The organism is Plantibacter sp. CFBP 13570, assembly GCF_014841395.1.
GTDB lineage: Bacteria > Actinomycetota > Actinomycetes > Actinomycetales > Microbacteriaceae > Plantibacter > Plantibacter auratus.
In genome coordinates, this window is the sequence record NZ_JACYTW010000107.1 from 1 (window position 1) to 6,487 (window position 6,487).

Genomic DNA, 6,487 nt, shown 5'->3' on the forward strand with positions numbered 1-6,487 from the left:
CGCCGATGCGGAGCGTGCCGGCGGTGAGCGCCTGCTGGGCGTCGGCGAGCGCGCGGAGCCCGTTCGCCTCCTGCAGCATCCGCCTCGCCGGGCCGAGCACGGACCGGCCGGCGTCGGTGACCTGCATGCGCCGACCGACCCGGGTGAAGAGCGCGAGCCCGAGGTCCGTCTCGCAGCGTTGGATGCGTCTCGTGAGCGAGGGCTGCGAGATCCGGAGGACGTCGGCCGCTGCGGCGTACGAGCCGTAGTCGACGACCGCGACGACCGCTTCCAATTGCTCCAGGTTCATGCGTCGTGGGTCCGGATCATGCCTCCACGCTATCGACACCTGCTGGAGATGCCTGGGCGCCGGGGGTTCACCCCGCAGCAGGATGCTTCGCCGCGGAAGCTCCTGCCCCGGGCGGATCTCCTGCCGGAGCCTACCGAGCGCAGGCGTCGAAGACGTGGGCGGGGTCGTCGGCCGTCCGGAGGTCGCGGTCGCGCAGGATCGTGGAGAACGGGACCTGCGGATCGGCGCACACCTCGTCGAAGGTGCCGCGCAGGTCGTCCGTGTACTCGATGTCCAGCACGGCGTCTCCGTACACCTCGGTGTAGGTGGCGCACTCGTCGAAGCGGTGGCACTCCTCCGCGACGGCGAAGTCGAACCCGACGTCGTCCCGTCCTCGTGTGCCGAGCTCGGCGGCGTTCTTCTGCCCGATGAGGAGGCCCGCGTCGTGGGCGAGGTCGGCGTACCGGGTGGCGAGGGCGATCGCGTCCTCCACGGTGAGCCGACCGTCGGACCGGGTGTACGAGTCGAGGTTGTCGATCTCGACGGCGTCGAAGCCGGCCTCCGCGCAGCGGGTGATGCTCGCACCGACCCGCTCGGCGATGCGCGCGCGACGGTCGTCGGTGGAGAGGTCGAAGATGAGTTCGTCGGGCCAGTTCTCGTCGATGACCGGTTCGCCGGCGTCGTCGGTGAGAACCAGGTCCGGCTCGGCGAGCCAGGCCTCGCGATCGGCCGGCTGGCTCTGGAACCCGTTGACGTAGCAGATGGAGTACCGGTCGGGGTCGGGGGAGTCGGTGCTGTCGCGCGCGACGCCGCCCACGCCGGCCGCCGGCTCGTAGCCGCCACCGAGCTGGTAGTCGAAGACGACGTCCGTGGGGAAGCCACCCGCTGAGTGGGTCGGTCCGGTGTCGGAGCTCGCACCGCTCGGGAACGTGGAGCAGCCGGCGGCGGTGACCGCGAGCAGGAGGGCGGCGCCCGCGGCGGTGAGTAGGTGCGCGCGGCGGGGGAGACGGGTCATGTCTCCACCCTAGGTCGCGGTCCCGTCCCGGGGTCGCCGCTCAGCCGGTACCGTTGGGGGCATGAAGTATCTGGTGTTGTTCTCCGCGGGTGCCGCGCTCATCGTGCTCGGGGTCGTCTTCGCGTTGCTCCTGGAGCTGCCGGTCGGGTTCCGGATCGCCGGGCTCGTCGCCATGCTCCTCGGCACCGTCGTCATGGGTGTGAACATCGGTCTCCAGTTCTTCGACCGCCGCAAGGAGCGCGCACGTCGGCTCTGAACCACGACGGCGCAACCACCTGACCCGGTCGGTTCCCCGGCGTTACCCTCGATGGAACCGACCTCCACCGAGGCGGGACGACGACAACCCGGAGGCATCGTGGCGCGCGCGCTCTTCATCATCGACGTACAGAACGACTTCACCGAGGGCGGTGCGCTCGGCGTGGACGGCGGCGAGGTCGTCGCCGCCGGGGTCACGCAGTTGTTGGCCGAGCACGGGGCCGATTACGCGCACGTGTTCGCCTCACGCGACTGGCACGACGCCGAGGGCGACAACGACGGTCACTTCGCGACGGGAGAGCCCGACTACGTGACGAACTGGCCGGTGCACTGCGTCGCGGGGAGTTCAGGCGCCGAGTACCACCACGCGCTCGACACCAAGAGCGTCGACACCCACATCCGCAAGGGCCAGGGTGCCCACGGATACTCGATCTTCGAGGGCGTGACGCCCGAGGGTCTGAGCCTCGACGAGGTTCTCACGGATGCCGGAATCACGGAGGTCGACGTCGTGGGTCTCGCGACCGACTACTGCGTCCGCCGGAGTGCGCTCGACGCCATCGAGCACGGCCTGCAGGTCCGCGTCCTCGCAGGTCTCGTCGCGCCCGTCGACCGGGCCGCCGGGGATGCGGCGCTCGCCGAGATCGCTGAAGCCGGGGGAGTCGTCGTCCTCGCCTGAACTCCGTCGCCGGGCACCCGACGCAGATAGTAAGCTAGCTGCATATTATTCGGAGCAGGGCGAGAACGGGGCGCGCGCATGACGCACGGACGACACGGCGGAACGCAGACGGACGCGGACACCCGGACGCAGCAGCGGGACCGTGCGGGTGCGCCGCGGTGGCTGCGGGTCCTGCTCCCCGCGGTCCTCATCCTCCTCTGGCTCACGGCCGCCGGCGTCGGCGGTCCGTACTTCGGGAAGGTGAGCGAGGTCGCGACCAACGACCAGACGAGCTTCCTCCCCGCGAGCGCGGATGCGACCGAGGTGCAGACGGCACTCGACGGATTCCGGGAGGGTGACGACATCCCGGCCCTCGTGCTGTTCGTCCGCGACGGCGGGATCACCGACGAGGACCGGGCGGTGATCGACGACGAGCTCTCAGCCCTGTCCTCCACCGAGGGCGTCGCCGACGGCGTCTCTCCGGCCATCCCCTCCGAGGACGGCGACGCGGTCGAGGTCTTCGTCCCGATCAGCGGCGACGCGGAGGTCGGCGACGTCGTCGAGGCCCTTCGTGCACAGCTCGCCGAAGCCGCCCCGGCGGGCCTCGACGTCTTCGTCACCGGCCCGGCAGGGTTCACCGCCGACCTCACCGACGCCTTCGCCGGCATCGACGGCATCCTCCTCCTGACCGCGCTCGGCGCCGTCTTCCTCATCCTCATCGTCGTGTACCGCTCGCCGGTCCTCCCGTTCCTCGTGCTCGGCACCTCGCTGTTCGCCCTCTGCACCGCACTCCTCACCGTGTGGTGGCTCGCAAAGGCCGGCGTCGTCCTGTTGAACGGGCAGGTGCAGGGCATCCTCTTCATCCTCGTGATCGGTGCGGCGACCGACTACTCGCTGCTCTACGTCTCGCGCTACCGGGAGGCGCTCCGCGACCACGAGCGGCGGTGGGATGCGACGTGGGCTGCGCTCCGCGGATCGTTCGAGCCGATCGTCGCGTCGGGCGGCACCGTCATCGCCGGTCTGCTCTGCCTGCTGCTCAGCGACCTGAACTCGAACAAGGCGCTCGGGCCGGTCGCCTCGATCGGGATCGTCTTCTCGGTCCTCGCAGCGCTCACCTTCCTGCCCGCGCTCCTGCTGGCCTGCGGTCGCACCTCGTTCTGGCCGCTGCGCCCGAAGGTCGGGAGCGAGCACCGTGTGCGCGCCTCGTCGACCGACGACACCGCCGTGCCGACCACCGGTCTGTGGGGTGGGATCGCCCGCCTCATCTCCCGTCACGCCCGCGTCGTCTGGATCGGGAGCACCCTGCTCCTCCTGGTCGCGAGCCTCGGGGTCTTCCAGCTCAAGGCGGACGGCGTCGCCCAGAGCGACCTCATCCTCGGCACCTCCGAGGCCCGTGACGGTCAGGCCGCCCTCGGTGAGCATTTCCCGGCCGGTTCGGCGAGCCCCGTGTACGTCCTCACGCAGGAGGGCGATGCCGCGCAGGTCATCGGCATCCTCGAGGAGGCGGACGGTCTCGACAGCGTCCAGGTGCTGTCGAGCGACTCCGCGACCGGCACCGCGGACGCGACGGTGAGCGACGGGGAGGCGGTGTTCACGGCTCCCGCCGCGGGGCCGCCGGGTACCCCGGTGGCGTCCGCCGAACCGACGGTCGACGACGGCCGCATCCTGCTCCAGGCGACGCTCGACGCGGCACCGGACTCCGCGTCGGCGGAGGAGAGCGTGCGACAGTTGCGCTCGACGCTCGACGCCGAGGTCGGCTCCCACACCCCGGTCGGCGGCGTCACGGCGACCGCCATCGACTCGAACGACGCGTCCATCCACGACCGGAACCTCATCATCCCCGTGGTGCTCGCCGTCATCCTCCTCATCCTCATGCTGCTGCTCCGCTCGGTGCTCGCCCCGGTGCTGCTGATCCTCAGCGTGGTGGTGTCCTTCGGGGCAGCCCTCGGGGTCTCCGCGCTCGTGTTCAACCACGTGCTCGGGTTCCCGGGCGCGGATCCGAGTGTGCCGCTCTACGGCTTCGTCTTCCTCGTGGCGCTCGGGATCGACTACAACATCTTCCTCATGACGAGGGTCCGCGAGGAGTCGCTGCGGGTCGGAACGAGGGCCGGCGTGCTGCGGGGGCTGGCGATCACGGGTGGCGTGATCACCTCGGCCGGACTCGTGCTCGCGGCCACGTTCGCGGCGCTGGGCGTCATCCCGATCCTGTTCCTCGCGCAGATCGCATTCATCGTGGCGTTCGGGGTCCTCCTCGACACGATCATCGTCCGGACGCTGCTCGTCCCAGCCCTCAGCCACGACATCGGGAGCGCCATCTGGTGGCCGTCGAAGCTCGCGAAGGGTCGTGTCGAGCACCGGCACGCGGCCTGACCGAGGCGGTCGCGACCGGTTACCCCTGCTCAGCGAGGAACGCCAGCACGGCGTCCTTGAACGCCCGCGACGAGACCGCGTTGAAGTGTTCGCGGCCGGGCAGCCCCACGTAACGGGCACTGGCGGCTTCGGCGAGCCGCCGACTCCCGGCGGCGACCGCGTCGCCGTCTCCGGTCACGAGCAACATGGGCAGTGGCGGCACCTCGGCCGTGCTCGGCTGCGGTCCTCCACGGAGGCCGTCCACCAGGGCGATGAGCGCCTCAACGTCGTTGCCCGGGACGCCCTCGGCCATCGTCACGTACGTGTCGGTGAGGGCGTGGGCGATCGTCGTCCCGGTCCTCACGTGGTGACGGGCCGCCTCCAGGTCGAAGTCGCGGAGCGAGTCGCCCTCGGGGAGGCCGCCGAGGCTGAGGGAGCGCACGCGGTCGGGGTGCCGGACGCCCAGCCGCCAACCCACCCGGGAGCCCAGCGAGTACCCGAGGTAGTGCGGCTCGTCGACGCCGTAGCCGTCGAGGACGGACAGGACGTCGTCGACGAGGATGTCGAGGCGGTATGCGGCCGGATCCGTCGGTTTGTCCGAGGCTCCGTGACCGCGTTGGTCGAGGGTCAGCAGGCGGTACCCGGCGCGCGTGAGCGTGCGTGTCCACCCGGCGAGGTCCCAGTTGAGTCCGGCGCTCGAGGCGAAGCCGTGCACTGCGATGACCGTGCCGAGGTCGCCTGTGCCCGGAGCCGGTTCGTGGAGGTACGTCGCGATCCGGATGCCGTCCGTCGACATGACGTAGGTGGGTGCGGTCGGGGCAGGCTGAGGAAGCACCCGTCAACGATACCCGCGGTGGTGCCGCACAGGCTCAGTCGACGGCGACCGGTCGTGGTCCCTGCTGCATCATCTCGGAGAGGTACGGGGCGACGACGCTCGTGGAGATGCGGCAGTCGAGCAGGAGGACGCCCTGCGCCCCGGCGTGGACCCAGTCGGTGAGTCCGTCGAGGTCCGCGAGCGTGTCGACCGTCACGCCCTGGCCCCCCAAGGCGCGCGCGAGGGCGGCGAAGTCGACCTCGTCGATGAGCATCGGGGTCTGGTCGAGTCCACGCGAGCCGTACTGGTGGACCTCGGCTCCGTAGGCCGCGTCGTTGAAGACCACGATCACGCCGCTCGGCACCGTGCGGATGACGGTGTCGAGGTCGGGGAGCGCCATGAGGCCGCCGCCGTCGCCGGTGCAGAGGACGGTGGTGCCCGTGTGCCCGGCCGCCACGGCACCGACGGCGCTCGGGAACCCGAGTCCGATCGACTGGTACGCCGTCCCGACCATGACGAGGCGGTCGGGGGAGGGGATGTCGAAGTACATCGGCGCCCAGCCGATGAAGTGGCCGCCGTCCTGCACGACCGTGCGGTCGGCCGGGAGCAGCTCGTCCAGTCGGTGCGCGAGGCTTCGTGGGTCGAGGCGCCCGTCCGCGCACAGTCCGTCCCCGGACGAGCCGTCACCCAAATCGCGGTCGAGGTGCGGTGCGGGGCGGGCGGGACCGGCCGACGCGACCCATCCGGACCCCACGCCGTCGGCGAGCCGTTCCAGGAGACCTGCGGCTGCGAGGGCCGCGTCACCGTGGATGAGCTCGTCGACCCTGGCATTCGTCGGGGCGTCGGCGAGGTCGACCTGGATGACGTGCGCATCGTGGGCGAAGGCCTCGCCGAACCGCATCGTGAACTGGTTGAGGCCGGCGCCGACGACGAGCACGACGTCTGCTTCGGCGATGCGCCTCGCGGCGTGCTCCGTCGCGAAGCCGCCGGCCACCCCGAGATCACGGGGGCTGGAACCGAAGAGCCCGCGTCCGAGCGCCGTGGTCGCGGTGTGGGCGTCGAGCCGCTCGGCGAGCTCGCCGAGGACGGGTCCGGCGTCGGCCAGCCAGGCTCCACGCCCGGCCAGGATGA

7 protein-coding genes are annotated in these 6,487 nt (G+C 71.1%); 3 read left to right on the forward strand and 4 right to left on the reverse strand.

Annotation, left to right across the window (positions count from 1 at the left end; genetic code table 11):
* Positions 1–289 (reverse strand): LysR family transcriptional regulator (locus tag IFT89_RS19255; protein WP_202939772.1); only part of this gene is annotated, 289 nt, incomplete at its 3' end.
* Positions 290–419: 130 nt separating this feature from the next.
* Entirely contained in the window at positions 420–1,283 is an 864-nt protein-coding gene (locus IFT89_RS19260; protein WP_124769731.1) for an endo alpha-1,4 polygalactosaminidase, read from the reverse strand.
* Between the two features lie 61 nt (positions 1,284–1,344).
* Between IFT89_RS19260 and IFT89_RS19265 the strand changes: the two genes are divergently transcribed.
* From IFT89_RS19265 to IFT89_RS19275, 3 genes are all read left to right on the forward strand, one after another.
* The gene (locus IFT89_RS19265) at positions 1,345–1,539 is read left to right on the forward strand and encodes a hypothetical protein (protein ID WP_079707354.1); all 195 of its coding nucleotides are present in this window, start codon (positions 1,345–1,347) and stop codon (positions 1,537–1,539) included.
* A 99-nt stretch (positions 1,540–1,638) separates the two neighbouring features.
* Entirely contained in the window at positions 1,639–2,214 is a 576-nt protein-coding gene (locus IFT89_RS19270) for an isochorismatase family protein (protein WP_124769730.1), read from the forward strand.
* A gap of 78 nt (positions 2,215–2,292) precedes the next feature.
* A complete protein-coding gene (locus IFT89_RS19275) occupies positions 2,293–4,563 on the forward strand; it encodes an MMPL family transporter (RefSeq protein ID WP_124769729.1) in 2,271 nt (756 codons plus the stop codon).
* A gap of 19 nt (positions 4,564–4,582) precedes the next feature.
* Here the strand turns inward: IFT89_RS19275 and IFT89_RS19280 are convergent, their stop codons facing one another.
* A complete protein-coding gene (locus tag IFT89_RS19280) occupies positions 4,583–5,377 on the reverse strand; it encodes an alpha/beta fold hydrolase (RefSeq protein WP_307783556.1) in 795 nt (264 codons plus the stop codon).
* Positions 5,378–5,411: 34 nt separating this feature from the next.
* The coding region (locus IFT89_RS19285) for a thiamine pyrophosphate-dependent enzyme (protein WP_202939774.1) at positions 5,412–6,487 on the reverse strand (1,076 nt) is incomplete at its 5' end.

Bases quoted from the DNA above. Each gene is read 5' to 3' on its own strand.
- IFT89_RS19260 (WP_124769731.1), bottom strand. From the start codon at position 1,283: ATGACCCGTCTCCCCCGCCGCGCGCACCTACTCACCGCCGCGGGCGCC.
- IFT89_RS19265 (WP_079707354.1), top strand. From the start codon at position 1,345: ATGAAGTATCTGGTGTTGTTCTCCGCGGGTGCCGCGCTCATCGTGCTC.
- IFT89_RS19275 (WP_124769729.1), top strand. From the start codon at position 2,293: ATGACGCACGGACGACACGGCGGAACGCAGACGGACGCGGACACCCGG.